This is a genomic window from Roseofilum sp. SBFL, assembly GCF_017746885.1.
Lineage (GTDB): Bacteria > Cyanobacteriota > Cyanobacteriia > Cyanobacteriales > Desertifilaceae > Roseofilum.
The window spans coordinates 1-13,256 of record NZ_JAGHZH010000089.1 but is presented as its reverse complement, the minus strand read 5'-3'; the positions used below and the strand labels follow the sequence as shown (position 1 = coordinate 13,256).

Annotated in this window: 16 protein-coding genes, 1 tRNA gene and 1 pseudogene; 7 read left to right on the top strand and 11 right to left on the bottom strand. The window is 46.1% G+C overall.

All coding sequences use genetic code 11. The annotated features are described in order from the left end of the window. The first annotated feature begins 283 nt into the window (after window positions 1–283). From J7545_RS09850 to J7545_RS09840, 3 genes are all read left to right on the top strand, one after another. The gene (locus J7545_RS09850; protein ID WP_318697945.1) at window positions 284–1,006 is read left to right on the top strand and encodes a hypothetical protein; all 723 of its coding nucleotides are present in this window, start codon (window positions 284–286) and stop codon (window positions 1,004–1,006) included. Window positions 1,007–1,031: 25 nt separating this feature from the next. After that, window positions 1,032–1,595 (top strand): hypothetical protein, encoded by a 564-nt coding sequence (locus tag J7545_RS09845; protein ID WP_318697944.1) that lies wholly within the window; start codon window positions 1,032–1,034, stop codon window positions 1,593–1,595. Window positions 1,596–1,694: 99 nt separating this feature from the next. After that, window positions 1,695–2,297 (top strand): hypothetical protein, encoded by a 603-nt coding sequence (locus tag J7545_RS09840; RefSeq protein ID WP_318697943.1) that lies wholly within the window; start codon window positions 1,695–1,697, stop codon window positions 2,295–2,297. 135 nt (window positions 2,298–2,432) lie between these two features. Here the strand turns inward: J7545_RS09840 and dxs are convergent, their stop codons facing one another. Beyond that, window positions 2,433–4,343 carry a 1-deoxy-D-xylulose-5-phosphate synthase gene (dxs, locus tag J7545_RS09835; protein ID WP_318697942.1) on the bottom strand — a complete coding sequence of 637 codons (1,911 nt, stop codon included), beginning with the start codon at window positions 4,341–4,343 and terminating at the stop codon, window positions 2,433–2,435. 148 nt (window positions 4,344–4,491) lie between these two features. Between dxs and J7545_RS09830 the strand changes: the two genes are divergently transcribed. Together J7545_RS09830 and J7545_RS09825 are read left to right on the top strand one after the other, a co-directional pair. Beyond that, a complete protein-coding gene (locus tag J7545_RS09830) occupies window positions 4,492–5,109 on the top strand; it encodes a hypothetical protein (protein ID WP_318697941.1) in 618 nt (205 codons plus the stop codon). 144 nt (window positions 5,110–5,253) lie between these two features. Continuing rightward, complete coding sequence (locus J7545_RS09825) at window positions 5,254–5,580, top strand: antibiotic biosynthesis monooxygenase (RefSeq protein ID WP_413038751.1); 327 nt, start codon at window positions 5,254–5,256, stop codon at window positions 5,578–5,580. Window positions 5,581–5,718: 138 nt separating this feature from the next. On the opposite strand, the gene psb32 is transcribed toward J7545_RS09825, so the two are convergent. From psb32 to J7545_RS09795, 6 genes are all read right to left on the bottom strand, one after another. Then, a complete protein-coding gene (psb32, locus tag J7545_RS09820; protein WP_318697939.1) occupies window positions 5,719–6,402 on the bottom strand; it encodes a photosystem II repair protein Psb32 in 684 nt (227 codons plus the stop codon). 89 nt (window positions 6,403–6,491) lie between these two features. Beyond that, window positions 6,492–6,968, bottom strand: a complete 477-nt coding sequence (locus tag J7545_RS09815; RefSeq protein ID WP_318719514.1) for a universal stress protein — start codon at window positions 6,966–6,968, stop codon at window positions 6,492–6,494. A 258-nt stretch (window positions 6,969–7,226) separates the two neighbouring features. Continuing rightward, complete coding sequence (locus J7545_RS09810; protein ID WP_318697937.1) at window positions 7,227–7,415, bottom strand: hypothetical protein; 189 nt, start codon at window positions 7,413–7,415, stop codon at window positions 7,227–7,229. A gap of 67 nt (window positions 7,416–7,482) precedes the next feature. Continuing rightward, the gene (locus J7545_RS09805) at window positions 7,483–8,697 is read right to left on the bottom strand and encodes an aminotransferase class V-fold PLP-dependent enzyme (protein WP_318719513.1); all 1,215 of its coding nucleotides are present in this window, start codon (window positions 8,695–8,697) and stop codon (window positions 7,483–7,485) included. 28 nt (window positions 8,698–8,725) lie between these two features. After that, window positions 8,726–8,797, bottom strand: a tRNA-Asn gene (locus J7545_RS09800). 97 nt (window positions 8,798–8,894) lie between these two features. Then, a complete protein-coding gene (locus J7545_RS09795) occupies window positions 8,895–9,446 on the bottom strand; it encodes an NYN domain-containing protein (RefSeq protein ID WP_318697935.1) in 552 nt (183 codons plus the stop codon). 259 nt (window positions 9,447–9,705) lie between these two features. Here J7545_RS09795 and J7545_RS09790 point away from each other — a divergent pair, with 259 nt between their 5' ends. Continuing rightward, a complete protein-coding gene (locus J7545_RS09790; RefSeq protein ID WP_318719512.1) occupies window positions 9,706–10,161 on the top strand; it encodes a hypothetical protein in 456 nt (151 codons plus the stop codon). 97 nt (window positions 10,162–10,258) lie between these two features. Here the strand turns inward: J7545_RS09790 and J7545_RS09785 are convergent, their stop codons facing one another. The 4 genes from J7545_RS09785 to J7545_RS09770 form a co-directional block, all read right to left on the bottom strand. Then, a complete protein-coding gene (locus tag J7545_RS09785) occupies window positions 10,259–10,885 on the bottom strand; it encodes a Uma2 family endonuclease (protein ID WP_318697933.1) in 627 nt (208 codons plus the stop codon). A gap of 148 nt (window positions 10,886–11,033) precedes the next feature. Further along, window positions 11,034–11,630 carry a L,D-transpeptidase gene (locus tag J7545_RS09780; protein ID WP_318697932.1) on the bottom strand — a complete coding sequence of 199 codons (597 nt, stop codon included), beginning with the start codon at window positions 11,628–11,630 and terminating at the stop codon, window positions 11,034–11,036. Between the two features lie 100 nt (window positions 11,631–11,730). Beyond that, window positions 11,731–12,420 (bottom strand): ABC transporter ATP-binding protein, encoded by a 690-nt coding sequence (locus J7545_RS09775; RefSeq protein ID WP_318697931.1) that lies wholly within the window; start codon window positions 12,418–12,420, stop codon window positions 11,731–11,733. Next, entirely contained in the window at window positions 12,420–12,761 is a 342-nt protein-coding gene (locus tag J7545_RS09770; protein WP_318719511.1) for a hypothetical protein, read from the bottom strand. The genes J7545_RS09775 and J7545_RS09770 overlap by 1 nt, the downstream gene beginning before the upstream one ends. A 177-nt stretch (window positions 12,762–12,938) precedes the next feature. Between J7545_RS09770 and J7545_RS09765 the strand changes: the two are divergent. Then, window positions 12,939–13,256: pseudogene (locus tag J7545_RS09765) on the top strand (photosystem II D2 protein (photosystem q(a) protein)); the annotation flags it as partial.

The following is a 13,256-nucleotide window of genomic DNA, read 5'->3' as shown; positions in this document are numbered from 1 at the left end:
TCTTTCCTATTGGTCACTTATCTTTGGGGTTCCCACGATTAATTTCCTTGATTAATCTTGCTGGTCTTGCCCTCTTTCCTCTCTCCCTTGAGCCTGATTTCTTATTTTCCTCTGCCTAGAGTGATAGAAGAGGGATATAGTTAATTCAATTAATACTGAGATACTCTAAGAGTGTCTACAATAACGGTATATGTAGGGGCGAAAAATTTTTCGCCCCTACAAGCATGTTTCACTGTTATTTGAATTGACTATAATAGAATCAGTCTTGAGTAAGGGCTAAATCATGAATGCCAAAATCTTCCTAACGCTCCTGTCTCTCTGGGTTACCCTCGGCGCTACACCTGCTTTTGCTTGTCCTCTGGGTAACCCCGATAGCGTAGACTATATCCGGAGAGACGATAATCGCTGTGAAGGCTTAGTAAATCGCCCCATTAGTGCCAGCATTCGCTTGGTCTCCTTTAGCACTGGCGCACCTGCGGCATATCCCAACTGCCTCACCCTCCGCATTCCCGGCATTAACCAAATGCCACAATTTAAGATGCAATCTTTCCTTCGTGATTACCTTCTCGACAAACTCAGCACTACGGCTGTCCGGTTCATCAATAATGGTATGGAATATGACTTAGATACTCAACCTGTCTTGCGATCGGGGAAGGTTCCTCCCAATAGTCTGCGGGCGATCGCTTACATCACCGAAAAAAGCGAAAAAATCTACTATCCTGTTATTCTCAACCCATCTTCTGAATACTACGAATTCACCCTATATGTAGGTGGCAATGCACGAACCACTTTCCCCACCCTACAAATCCGTAAAGACGGTAGAGTTTATCATAACATTCCGCAAAATAATCCCAAAACTGGAGAAGTGCGCTTTAGTTGGAATTTCGACGAAGCGCCTGCGGGACGCTACGAGTTGTATATGGTAATCAAACAACAAAGACCCGGACAACCCCAAAACAACGATACCCAAATTATACTATTTTACCATAATCCAGCCTGGTTTTAGTACCTAATTTGAGCATAAATCTTAGATGAAATCTCCCTCTTCAAAAACCCCAAAACAGAAACCATTAAAATCTGACCAAGATCGCCCAAGCTGGTCTCATATTTGCGATTGGATTACCTGGATTCTATGGGTATTTTTATGTTTACCAATAGCAGCTCTTTTCAAAATTATTCTTATCCCCGCTGAAGCCTCCTCCATTCCCTTTGAGCGTCTGAAGAATCAGAAAGATAAGATCGTTGCATTTATTCTGTTTTGGGTGTGTACGTTCATCGTAATTGGCCACTTCTTTCTTCCCGTGACCCAAAACTTTGAAGCCAACTTACTCGTCAGTCATATTGAATTTACCACTCCCGAACCCAACTCGCACTTCTTCCTGCAAAATATTGATAATCTCACTGCCTTCGCCCTACAAATTCCCTCAGAGACTCTCACATTAAGAGGAACGTTCACCAGCCCCAAAAATCCCCAATTGAGCAAAAAAACAGAACTCTCATTTTCTTTTTCTGAAGCCAACAGTCGCCTCTTATTCTATCCGTCAACTGCTCAAGATTTAGCCATTGATGAACTGACCTTAAACTCAACGACTTAAGTCAATCTTAGTTATCTTTATTACCCTCCCGAAACCCAACTCAATCTAGGCTTAAGTTCTCCTACAAAACCTGCCACAGAAACCCTAGCAACCCTCAAATTGAAACTCAATCCAGAATCCTTTACTTTAGCTCTCGAAAATGTCACCATTGAAGGGTTAGAACGCCAAGTCACCGAACTGCAATTTACACCTAACACTCCCCTCAATCCTCAACTGTTGCTGTTTTCTGAAACTCAGTTAGCCCTAATTTTTGCCGAAAATACGCAGCCAGGGCGGGAATGGATTAGGGGGAATTTACCCGTAACTGATGTTAACTTAACCTGGGTTGAGCGAACTGGAGATATCCAAAATGATATCCTCCTATCTTCTATCCTCAAAGGGGAAGTCCGCATGAAAGAGAAAACACTAACCCTACAAGAACATCAATTTTTGATCGCAGCAGATAAGCAGGATATTGAGCAATTGCGCTATTTTACGCTCAGTTCTAATCCTGCGGAAGGGGTAGGAGTGCAAGTCAGGTTAGCAGGAAAAAGCCAAAAGTTAGCCGTAGGACTCGATCCAGATTACCCTGTACAAACCTTAAATTCTAGTTGGCTTAGTCGTTATCTAACCCCAGATCAAATTACGGCAGCGTTATCTTTTTCTGCGGCAGTGATTGGTTTTTTATTGCCCTATTTGTTTACCATGTCTCCAGAGAATTAGGGGAACGTGATGCTCGATGATTGATTTGTGTTTCAATTTTAAATGAACCTGAGCCGAGCGTGGGATAAAGAAAGGAGGATCGGGTAGAGAATGTGATAAACAACTAGCCCACTCCTCCCTCTTAAATTAAGCAAATTAAGCGTTTACAGGGCTGGGTTGCTTTTGGAAAAAGCGATCGCGGATCGAGTCTGCCATTTGTGCTGGCATTAGTCCTAAAGCCGTTTTCGACTCATCGGGTTTAGCATGATCCACGAGGAGATCTGGGACCCCCAAACGCTGAACGGGAACGACAATATTGGCATCCATCAGCGCTTCTACAATACCAGAACCAAAACCGCCGATTAAGCTGCCTTCTTCTAGGGTGGCAACGCGACCAATTTTCTCGGCTAACGGTAGAATCAACTCCGTATCTAAGGGTTTAGCAAAGCGAGCATTAACGACAGTCGTTTCTACACCATGTTCGCTCAACAGTTCGGCCACCTGGAGGGCAGGATGTACCATGGAACCATAGGCAACCAGGAGTAAATCGTCACCATTGCGTAAGAGTTCCCCTTTACCAATTTCCAGAGGTTCCCACCCTTCTTCCATTAGGGGTACACCATAACCATTGCCGCGAGGATAGCGCATGGCGATCGGACCATCGGTATAATCAATACCGGTAACAATCATCCGTTGCAGTTCTCCCTCATCTTTGGGAGCCATCAGCACCAAATTGGGTAAACAGCGCAAATAAGAAATATCGTACATCCCTTGGTGAGTGGGCCCATCTGCACCAACAATTCCCGCCCGGTCTAAACAGAAGAAGACGGGGAGCTTTTGGATACAGACATCATGAATAACTTGGTCATAGCCCCGTTGCAGGAAGGTCGAATAAATGGCAGCAACTGGCCGCATTCCTTCGCAAGCTAAACCCGCAGCTAGGGTAACGGCATGTTGTTCGGCAATGCCGACATCGATATATTGATCGGGTAATTTGGCATGGAGTTTATCCAAACCAGTTCCCGTAGCCATGGCTGCGGTAATACCGATAATCTTGGGATTATTTTCCGCAAGTTGAGTGAGGGTATGGGCAAAGACCTTGGAATAGGAAGGGGGTTTGGGCTTACTGGAAGGAATCGCCTTACCGGTGGTTAAGTTAAAGGGACTTTGGGCATGATAGCCGACTTGATCGTTTTCGGCGATCGCATATCCTTTTCCTTTAGTCGTCGCCACATGCACTAACACCGGTCCTTCAATTTGGTGTGCTTGCTCAAACGTAGTAATCAACTCCTGTAAATCATGGCCATCTACCGGCCCCATATAAGTAAAGCCTAATTCCTCAATGACTGCCCCGACTTTAGAGACTGCCAAGCGCTTCATCCCTTCTTTGACTCGTTCCATCTCTGGTGTAAAGGTCTCACCAAAGAAGGGAATATGCTTAAACTGCTCTTCTAAGTTATCTGCAAAAAACTGCATCGGCGGACTGAGGCGCATTTTATTCAGATACCGGGAAATCGCCCCCACATTAGGAGAAATGGACATTTCATTATCATTTAAGATGACTAATAGACGAGTATGGGGCAAATGTCCCGCATGGTTAATCGCCTCTAGAGCCATGCCTCCTGTCAGTGAACCATCTCCAATAATGGCAGCCACCTTATAATTTTCACCCATCCTATCTCGTGCCAAAGCCATTCCTAGAGCCGCAGAAATGCTCGTAGAGGCGTGTCCAGCACCAAAATGGTCAAATTTGCTCTCGCAGCGCTTCAAATAGCCTGCAATGCCATCTTTTTGCCGTAGGGTATGAAAATCATTGTAGCGTCCCGTAATCATTTTATGGGGATAGGCTTGGTGACCCACATCCCAAACCACTTTATCATGGTCAAGATCCAGGGTTTGATAGAGCGCTAAGGTCAGTTCAACCACCCCTAAACCCGGGCCTAAATGACCTCCTGTCGCTGCGATCGTTTGCAGATGCTTTTCTCGGATTTGACGTGCAACTTGTTCCAACTGGGCAATCGACAGGCCATGCAATTGGTTGGGATGAGTGAGTTCACTTAAATGCATAGGTAAGGTGTCCTCATTTTTTCATAAACTTAGTTTTCCATACCTTATCCACTGTAAGTTATTAGAGTGCAGTTGTAGCTTCTAATAACTTACAGTAATAATTAGAAATCACTGCTCGCCCTATTGTTTTTTGTGAGGAGTTGTAAGGATGTCTAATCCTAAATTTCGTCTAACTTCTGCCTTAAATCCTTTGATGGGTGGGGTTTTGCTTGCTGCGTTCAGTGCTGTATTGGTGCCACCCCAAGCGGCGATCGCCCGTAATGCCTTTCGGACTTGTGATTATGAGTTAGCCCAGATGGGGATTTCTCCAGAAGATCGTTCTAGAGCTTGTGGCACTGCCTTATATCCAAAAGATATTTCTGGATGTGTAGTAGGAATTGTCAATCGAAATGAGGACATCGATCCCTTAGAAGCCTTGTCCACCTGTCGCCAAGTGCGTCGCCCCTTAGATTTGGCCAGTTGTGTCACTGATATTAATCACATCGACGAATCTGATGCGATCGCTAGTACTGTACTAGAGACTTGTCGGCGTGCCCTTTTGCCCCGACGGTTTGCCCAATGTGTAGTCGGAATGGATCGGGAGATGGACTTAAGCACCCAAGAGGTAATGACTCATTGTATCGAAGCGAGAGATCAACCGAGAGGATTTTATCCGGATTTATCCAATGTTGGGCAACCTTTAGCTCCTACTCCCGGAGCGCCTCCACCCCTACAACCCATTCCTGGAATTGAACCTGATTTAGATCAATTGGGTATACCTAGGTGATAGGGAATGGGGAATAGGGAATAGGCAAAAGGCAATTTCCCCGTGTCCCCGCGTCTGGAGCGTCTCCCATTCCCCCATCCTCCCCAAGCTATGGCAAACTATATAACGGCAACTAAGCGATCGCGTGAGGATGTGAGAGCAACGATGAGTGAATTTTTAGATTATCTCAAACCCAACTATAAATATGCTTATGTGGCAACGGGGGAATTTAAGCCAGGTAAGTTTGCTGAGGCACGAGAATTGTATGAAGAGGCGATCGCTACCTATAGCGAGGGATTTGAGGGAGCCTACTTGCTACAAGAACCGGGAAGTGACCGAGGAATTGCGGTAATCTTCTGGGATCGTATTGAGGATATGGAAGCCAATAAGAGTGAGGCGAACGAAAAGATTTTACACAAGATGCTACCGTTGTTTGTTCAACCTCCGGTAACCACCTTTTATGAAGTCTGTAGTGAAATTAAGCCTAAATAGAGGCAGGATGTAGGGGAGAACAATTTTTCTCTCCTACAGCTACAGCATAGAAAAGGAGAGTTAGGATATTGTCTATTGCCTCTTGCCTGAAACAATAACCTCTAACTATCCTAACTCACTCCTTCTCTGCTATACACCCTATGAATACAACCAGAAATAGGTCACCATGGGAATCACAGTTGCCAGAATCAGCAACACAGCCACCCAAACCATAGCGTTAGAGTTCTTGGTTTCTTCTGCCGACGCAAACGTACTTTCTGCTTGAATCGTGTCTTCAACTAGGGGAGGGCCGGGATCGGGATTACCAGATAGAATAGCGGTTAAGCGATCGCCTGCGCCTAAAAAGGCTCGATTGTAGCGATCTCCACTGCGCAACGGCACTTGCACTGTTTCGCTCGACACACTCTCAGCCATCTCATCAGACAACAGATCCTGCGTTTCCTCTCCTGTCTGAATGGCCGAATTATTGGTCACTACATCCAAAACCAATAACACTTGATTACGTTGTTCCTCTACAGTGGGAAACCACTTTTCAAACAAATCATGGGTAAAGCTATCAATCGTTTCCCCATAATCCAAACGGCGAATCGTTACCAAGCGCACCTCATTCCCTGTTTCTTCAGATAGTTCACTGAACTGTTTACTGAGTTTTCCTTCATTTAAGCGACTAATCACATCCGCTCGATCGACAATCCAAGTTGCCTCTCCTGCTTCCACCACAGGCATTTGATAAACCCCCGTAGCTTCTGCCAGTTGCGGATTCATCCACCCCAGCAACAGAGCTAAAATACTGATTAATAATCCCCGAACTGTTGTTTTCATTTTAAATATTGCCTCATTAAAATCCTATCTATCATTTTCATACAATTGATCCAAGGAAAGGGCAAAACCCGGTTTTTCCTCTTCCCCACTCACGGATGTACCAAATACACCGAACAGGGAACATGATGAATCACATAATTACTCACACTACCTAAAAACCATTCCGTTAGATTCGAGCGTCCCCGCCGTCCCATCACCACTAAATCTGCATTCCAAGACTGAGCAAGATCGCAGATAACGCGCCCTGGATTACCATAGGTTTGGGTCAATTCCGTTTCAATCTCTGCTTGAACGGCTCGATCTTCAAAGGTCTTGAGTAACTCTAAGCTCTCTTGTTCAAATTTGGCCCATTGATCGTGATAGGATTTCACCCAATCCATACTCAACTGCCCTTCAATCCCTAAACTCACGATCCGAGGATCGGAAGGACTATCAGTGGATTGACTGGATAATACATGTAGTAACATTAACCGAGCCGAATAGGTCTGAGTCAAGACTAAAGTGTGTTCAAAAATGGTATGACTGGTTGGGCTGCGATCGAGGGCAACAAGAATTCGGGATACCATGAGTAATCGTTAATAGATAATAGTTAATGGGTAATGGGCTATCTCCACGTCCCCGCATCTGGAGTATTTTCCCATTCCCAAGCCCCCACCGTCTAGGGAAGGCGAGTGATCCATTGCACAAATAAAGCTCCAATAGTCAGAGTAACAGCAGTTTGTAGTAAATAAATAATTGTCCAGCGTAAAACTTGAGGAATCCCCATGAGCATGACCTCCAAGGTTAATGTAGAGTACAGGGATCGATCTCACCCTAAAGTTGGTTTAACGAAGGGATTGATGGGTTGATAAGGAGGTTTTTTCATAAGTGGTCTCACTGGTGGGTTGAAATGCACTCTGGGAGGACAAAGTTGCGATCCCTATCCGTAACACGGTTGATAGAGTCACTACGACCATTAAGCTCAGGGTTGCTGTTGGCAGAAGGGAGATGAGTTGGGGTTGATTTCTTTTCATGAGAGGTACTCATCAATTCCAGTGAGAGGCTTGAGCCTAGGTTACTGGAGGAAGGAAAAGAAATGCATCACCCATTAGCATCACCCAGTTGGGTGAATTGAGGATGATTGAGAGTAGATGGGAGGGCGATCGCCAAGTTCTGGTAATCAGCCTCGGTATTATAGACTTGGGCGCACACTCTCAGCAACCGATGGGGAATTCCTGGAAAGGCCATGATGGCGACTTCGATATGTCTCTCTTGGGAGAGATGGTTATAGAGGGGAAATGCTGCACCATCAGGTAAGGGAAGAGAGACCATTGAACCGAGACAAGATTCTGGGAGATTACAGGTAATGTTGAGCGTTTCACACAGTAAGCTTTTAGCGCTCAGAATCATTTGATGATTCTGTTGCATGAGTGCTGTCCATCCCCCTGGGAATTGGGTTGCTATAAAATCGATCGCCGTGGGGATGCAGAGATAGGGGGTAAAGTCTTGGGTTCCTGTCCAATCAAATTCTAAATGAAATCGAGAGCGATCGCTACGGGTCGAATTGGCTCCATGACTAATACTCAGGGGACGAATCCGATCTTGTTGCTCTGGTTTAATATACAAAAACCCTGCGCCTTTGGGGGCAAAAAGCCATTTATGACAGTTGCCACTGTAATAGGTTACCTCTAATTCTTCGAGGTTAAGGGGAATTTGACCGGGAGCATGAGCGCCATCCACAAGTAATTCTATGCCTTGGGTTTTCAGAGCTTTGCCCAGGGTTTGAATCGGGAAAATCAAACCGGTCATACTGGCAATATGGTCGATTAGGACTAACCGAGTTTTAGGGGTAACGGCGGCTAAGATGCGATCGGCAATATCTTGCTTGTTTTTTGGAGGAAAGGGAATGGACACCAACACAATTTTAGCCCCAGTCCGATGAGCCACAAACTCTAGAGCATTCCGACAGGCGTTATATTCATGATTGGTTGTCAGCAGTTCATCCCCAGCAGCAAAGGGAAGTGAACGTAATACGGTGTTCACTCCAGTCGTTGCATTGGGAATTAAGACTAAGTTTGAAGGGTTTGCGCCTAAAAATTGGGCTAATCGGTTCCGAGCTTGGTCTAGGAGCGATTCTAGTTCATGCATGATAAACCCAGTGGGATTTTGCTCTAATTGTTCCCTTAACTGGGTTTGTCGCTCTAATATAGGGCGCGGACAAGCCCCAAATGCTCCATGGTTCAGGTAAGTTCGGTTGGGATCGAGTGTCCACCACTGCTTCCAAGGAGAGACTTCCTGAGTGCCTGTTGCATTCATGGGTTAAAAAAGGGTTGATTTTTTCAAACTCCCCAGGCCGGATTCGAACCAGCGACCAATCGGTTAACAGCCGACCGCTCTACCACTGAGCTACTGAGGATCACCGTTTCTTACGGTAGCGCTAAGACTAGGGGTTTGTCAAGGGGTTAATCCAACTTTTTTTTGGAGACGATCGCGATGGGTTGCACAATTACCCTCTAAGATGGTAAGCCCATACGCCAAGCCGCTAAACGCTTTTGTGCTGCTGCATCCAGCCCACGGAACACAGAAGACCGAGAGACTTTTTTCTCGGTTTTCCGTTGGTCGCGCAGACCTTTTTGACTATTACTGACATCATGGGCTAACCGACTCGCTGACATCCATTCCGCTCCATATCCTACCACCGTCATTTGTTGAGCGCGATCGGAAGTGGCCACAATCAGGCGCTTTTGATATTTTTCAATCGAGCGACTAAACTTAGCACAAGCAATCTCAATATAAGAATCCGCCGTTTGGCCAAAATTGGTGTAATGGACACAAACTTGATGGGTAATCTTTTCCCGATGACTGGGAGAATGTTTGAGATGAGCGTCAAACACAATCCGGGTATCATAGCCCCGGAAGGAACCATAGTTAGTCAGCACTTCAATCAGTTGTTCGCGGGCAACGTCTAGTCCTTGGCGATCGCGGGTTGCTTGCAAATCGCTCCAAGCACCAATAATGTTATAACCATCAACAAATAAAATAGCAGTAGTTCTGGGTCGAGACATGGGTCTGGATCGTCAATTTTCAGTTCCGGATTTGAGCATATTAAGATAGTATAGTGGCATGATGCTGGAATAGTCCTGCTTAAATAGGGGTCTATAAACCCTCAATCCTCTATGGATAAAGGGTTTGGTAGATTTAAATTGAATGCAAGAACTCAAGCCAGAATCACTGTCAATCCAGACGGATTAAACCCTCAGTCAGTTCCTTTAGGAATCTTTTCTGAGAGTTTTCCCAATTAATAACCGTGAAGGAGTGAAACGGATGAACAAAATAGCAGCCTTTATTGGTGCGTCATTCATTCTCCTAATGCCAGGACAAGCCTCTTGGGCAGAAGACGCTCAAGCAGAAGGTCGTCCGGTTTGTGAAGCCGCTCAAAAACTTGCCCAAAGTCCTGAAGGCGCAGAACAAACCATTCGCGGCACTGTCCGGAGTATCGTTGGCGATATGGTCACCCTAGAATTAGCCGACGGTGAAGTGCGTACCGTATATCTTGACCGCAGAGAACGAGGATTCATCGGCAATATTTTAGGAGCTGATGTGGTGGTTACTCCCGTTTTCTGTAACCGAGTTTCTCTTTATCGGGAACCCCCACCGCCCGCTAGAGCCTTTACTATTCCGGCCCTGCCCCCTCCGGCTCCCCCCCCGAGTCTTCCACCTCTCCAGCCCCCACCGCCTCCACCACCTCCCCCCGCTCCGTTATTACCTCAAACCTGGTAACCGGCTGCTGTATGGATTAATTGGAAGATTCTTCAATCTAAAAAACAAAAGCGAGGTGTTTTCTGCCTCGCTTTTTGTATGCTTTCTAGAAAGAGGGTTATTGCCCTGCGCTTAAAATTTCTGCCGCTGTCAAATTTAGGTCGGGAAAAGTTAAAGAAGTAATGGTTTGATTGCCTCGAAGCACTTCAACATCATATTCTCTATCGACAAGAGTGCAGATCGAAAGGGTTGGTTTCTTGGGGTTTCCGATATAACGGATACCTCCCAGACCGGCATAATCCAGAATCCAATATTCCTGAATCCCTAAAGCTGCATAGTCTTCGAGTTTGCGAGCATAATCATTTTGCCAATTACTACTAACCACTTCAGCAATGAATTTAATCGAAGTACCTCGTGTCAAAATCGACTGGTTTGCCCAAAGTGGCTCTCTGGACAATTCGGTGCGATCGATAATGGCAATATCCGGTCGAAATGCACTCATCCCAGCATCAGAAGGGAGAAATAGACCACGCTGGAGGACAAGCCACGGTAAGCCTAGTCGGTCGATTTCAACACAAGCTTTTGTGGTGATAAAAGCAGCCACTTCTTCATGCTTACCGGTTGGCTCCAAGTCAAAAACTTCTCCATCAATTAGTTCATAGCGTTTATCGCTGTCATAGCAGGCTAGAAACTCATCAAAACTTAGTCGCCTCTGTTTTATCGGTAGGTCAGTCGCAAGAGTCATTTCAAATAATAATCACATGATGTAGGGGTGAAAAATTTTCGCCCCTACAAGATACCCTCATTTTAGTGAACAATGCGAAATCTAGTTCCAAAGACTCGGTGGAGAAGCCCGCGCTCTGCCGAAGGCGAGAGTCGGGAGTGTGTCATATTCACGGTTCAACAGTGACTCGGGTTCCCAGTTCCACTTTTTCATAAAGGGCAATCACATCCTTGTTAAACATGCGGACACAGCCATGGGAAACATTTTGACCAATGGAATCGGGATTATTGGTGCCATGAAAGCCAACTTGAGTTTTTCCATCTGTCCAAAAACCAACCCATCGGGGGCCGAGGGGATTATCGGGGCCAGGACCGATTTTGTTTCCTGTCCATAAGCTTAAAAAGACGGGATCGACTTCCTTGTTAAACACTTCAAAGTCACCAGTAGGGGTTTCCCATCCTTCTTTACCCACAGCTACGGGATAGCTAGCCAGCTCTTCATCCCCTTTGTAAACATAAACTCGCCGTTCTCCGAGTCTCAGAACCAGATGCACTGGAGTTTGACCAGGCAGATATTTTGCTGCTTCTCCCAAAGCAGGTACTTTAGGTGGGTCTTGAATTAAGGGCAGTTCACTCAGGAGGGGAATCGATTCAGAGCTTAAGGGAACTTCTCCTTCTAGAGCCTGAGTCGGTTGCATGAATAAAGGGGAGAGAAGCCCTAGGCTAATTAGGGTTAAGGGATGGATAGCTGAGAGTCTGGTTTTCATAGTGTTGCCTGACTTAATGCTGTAAGGTTAATCGATGGGAATTTTACGGGGTTAAGTTACCGAAAATTGTAATGGGTAGATCGGAAAATTTCACCCTCGTTTAAGAATTCAGATGGGTGGCCATCAAGCGATTTCTGAGTCGCTGAGGGTTTCCTTGATCAATCACTTGGCCTTGGTCGAGCAAAAAAGCGCCATGACAATGGTCGAGTTCGTCGAGTCGATGGGTAACCCACAGGGCGGTTAAGCCCCGTTGAATTACCAGATTTTTGACTTGAATCACCAATTCAAGTTGGGCTTCTCGGTCTAGGAGGGCACTGGGTTCATCTAGGAGCAGAACTTTGCAGTGACGGGCGATCGCCCCAGCAATGGCGATCCTTTGTTTTTGGCCGCCACTGAGAGCGTAGATGGGCCGTCGTTTGAGATCAACTAGGTTGACGGCTTCTAGGGCTTCGTCAACTCGTTCTTGGACTTCCTGGATTGGTAATTTTTCTTCTACTAAACCAAAGGCAATATCGGCTCCTACGGTGGGCATCACCAGTTGATGATCTGGATTTTGAAACACAAATCCGATTGGAGATTCCAGATTGATCTGACCAGACTGAGGATGAAGGAGTCCCGCTAGAGTTCGCAGAAGGGTCGATTTACCACTCCCATTGGTTCCCAGAAGCATCCAAAATTCTCCTTGAGGAACTTCTAAGGAACAGGCTTTGAGGACGGATTGGCCGGAGGGCCAATCAAAGGAGAGATTCTGAACGTCAATTCCAGGAGGATTAGGGATAGCTCCAGTCATTATTGAGTAACGGCGAAGAATCCAGGCGGTCTACCCGAAGCGGCTGTGGTTCCCGTTTTCTCGGCTTTTTGGACAGCGGTGATTTCGCTGCTGAGAAGGGCAACTGTTTTTTCGGTTTGGCGATCGCACTTCAGTTCAATCACTTCAGATTCGGAAGAGCGCATGGCTTCTAGAATCTGGGCATAGAGTCCTTGAGCGTCTTCTTCTGATTTGCGCTCGACAGATAGAGGAATGGGATTATTCCTTAAAACAACATCAATCACATACATAGGACAGTTTTGTGAAGCAAGAATTTGACTTAGTCTAACTTTAAGTATCTCAGATTCTCCAATTTTTCCCATCTTTACCGTTGGTGAGGTCGAGGTCAAGATTGAAAAATCGATCGTTTCCCTTATAATTAGGTAAAGAATCGTAAACTAGACGGGACAAAAGAGTCATTTTCTGATTAGAGCAGTTTGCTCAAACGTCAGCTAGGACGCGATCGCAATGATTATGAAAATTTTGGAGAACATCACTTTATGACAATAGCAGTCGGACGCGCGCCCAGGGAAAGAGGATGGTTTGATGCCATCGACGACTGGCTAAAGCGCGATCGCTTCGTCTTCATCGGATGGTCAGGACTTCTACTGTTCCCCTGCGCCTACCTCGCCATCGGCGGTTGGCTCACCGGAACCACCTTCGTGACCTCCTGGTATACCCATGGACTCGCTTCCTCCTACCTCGAAGGCGGCAACTTCCTCACCGTAGCCGTATCGAGTCCCGCAGACAGCATGGGACACTCCCTCCTGTTCCTCTGGGGTCCAGAAGCTCAAGGGAACTTCGCTCGCTGGTGTCAG

Coding starts and splice junctions, on each gene's coding strand:
- J7545_RS09790 (WP_318719512.1), top strand. CDS start 9,706: ATGAACAAAATAGCAGCCTTTATTGGTGCGTCATTCATTCTCCTAATG.
- J7545_RS09830 (WP_318697941.1), top strand. CDS start 4,492: ATGTCTAATCCTAAATTTCGTCTAACTTCTGCCTTAAATCCTTTGATG.
- J7545_RS09815 (WP_318719514.1), bottom strand. CDS start 6,968: ATGGTATCCCGAATTCTTGTTGCCCTCGATCGCAGCCCAACCAGTCAT.
- J7545_RS09780 (WP_318697932.1), bottom strand. CDS start 11,630: ATGAAAACCAGACTCTCAGCTATCCATCCCTTAACCCTAATTAGCCTA.
- J7545_RS09810 (WP_318697937.1), bottom strand. CDS start 7,415: ATGAAAAGAAATCAACCCCAACTCATCTCCCTTCTGCCAACAGCAACC.
- J7545_RS09850 (WP_318697945.1), top strand. CDS start 284: ATGAATGCCAAAATCTTCCTAACGCTCCTGTCTCTCTGGGTTACCCTC.
- J7545_RS09845 (WP_318697944.1), top strand. CDS start 1,032: ATGAAATCTCCCTCTTCAAAAACCCCAAAACAGAAACCATTAAAATCT.
- psb32 (WP_318697939.1), bottom strand. CDS start 6,402: ATGAAAACAACAGTTCGGGGATTATTAATCAGTATTTTAGCTCTGTTG.
- dxs (WP_318697942.1), bottom strand. CDS start 4,343: ATGCATTTAAGTGAACTCACTCATCCCAACCAATTGCATGGCCTGTCG.
- J7545_RS09795 (WP_318697935.1), bottom strand. CDS start 9,446: ATGTCTCGACCCAGAACTACTGCTATTTTATTTGTTGATGGTTATAAC.
- J7545_RS09770 (WP_318719511.1), bottom strand. CDS start 12,761: ATGGGAAAAATTGGAGAATCTGAGATACTTAAAGTTAGACTAAGTCAA.
- J7545_RS09775 (WP_318697931.1), bottom strand. CDS start 12,420: ATGACTGGAGCTATCCCTAATCCTCCTGGAATTGACGTTCAGAATCTC.
- J7545_RS09785 (WP_318697933.1), bottom strand. CDS start 10,885: ATGACTCTTGCGACTGACCTACCGATAAAACAGAGGCGACTAAGTTTT.
- J7545_RS09825 (WP_413038751.1), top strand. CDS start 5,254: ATGAGTGAATTTTTAGATTATCTCAAACCCAACTATAAATATGCTTAT.
- J7545_RS09805 (WP_318719513.1), bottom strand. CDS start 8,697: ATGAATGCAACAGGCACTCAGGAAGTCTCTCCTTGGAAGCAGTGGTGG.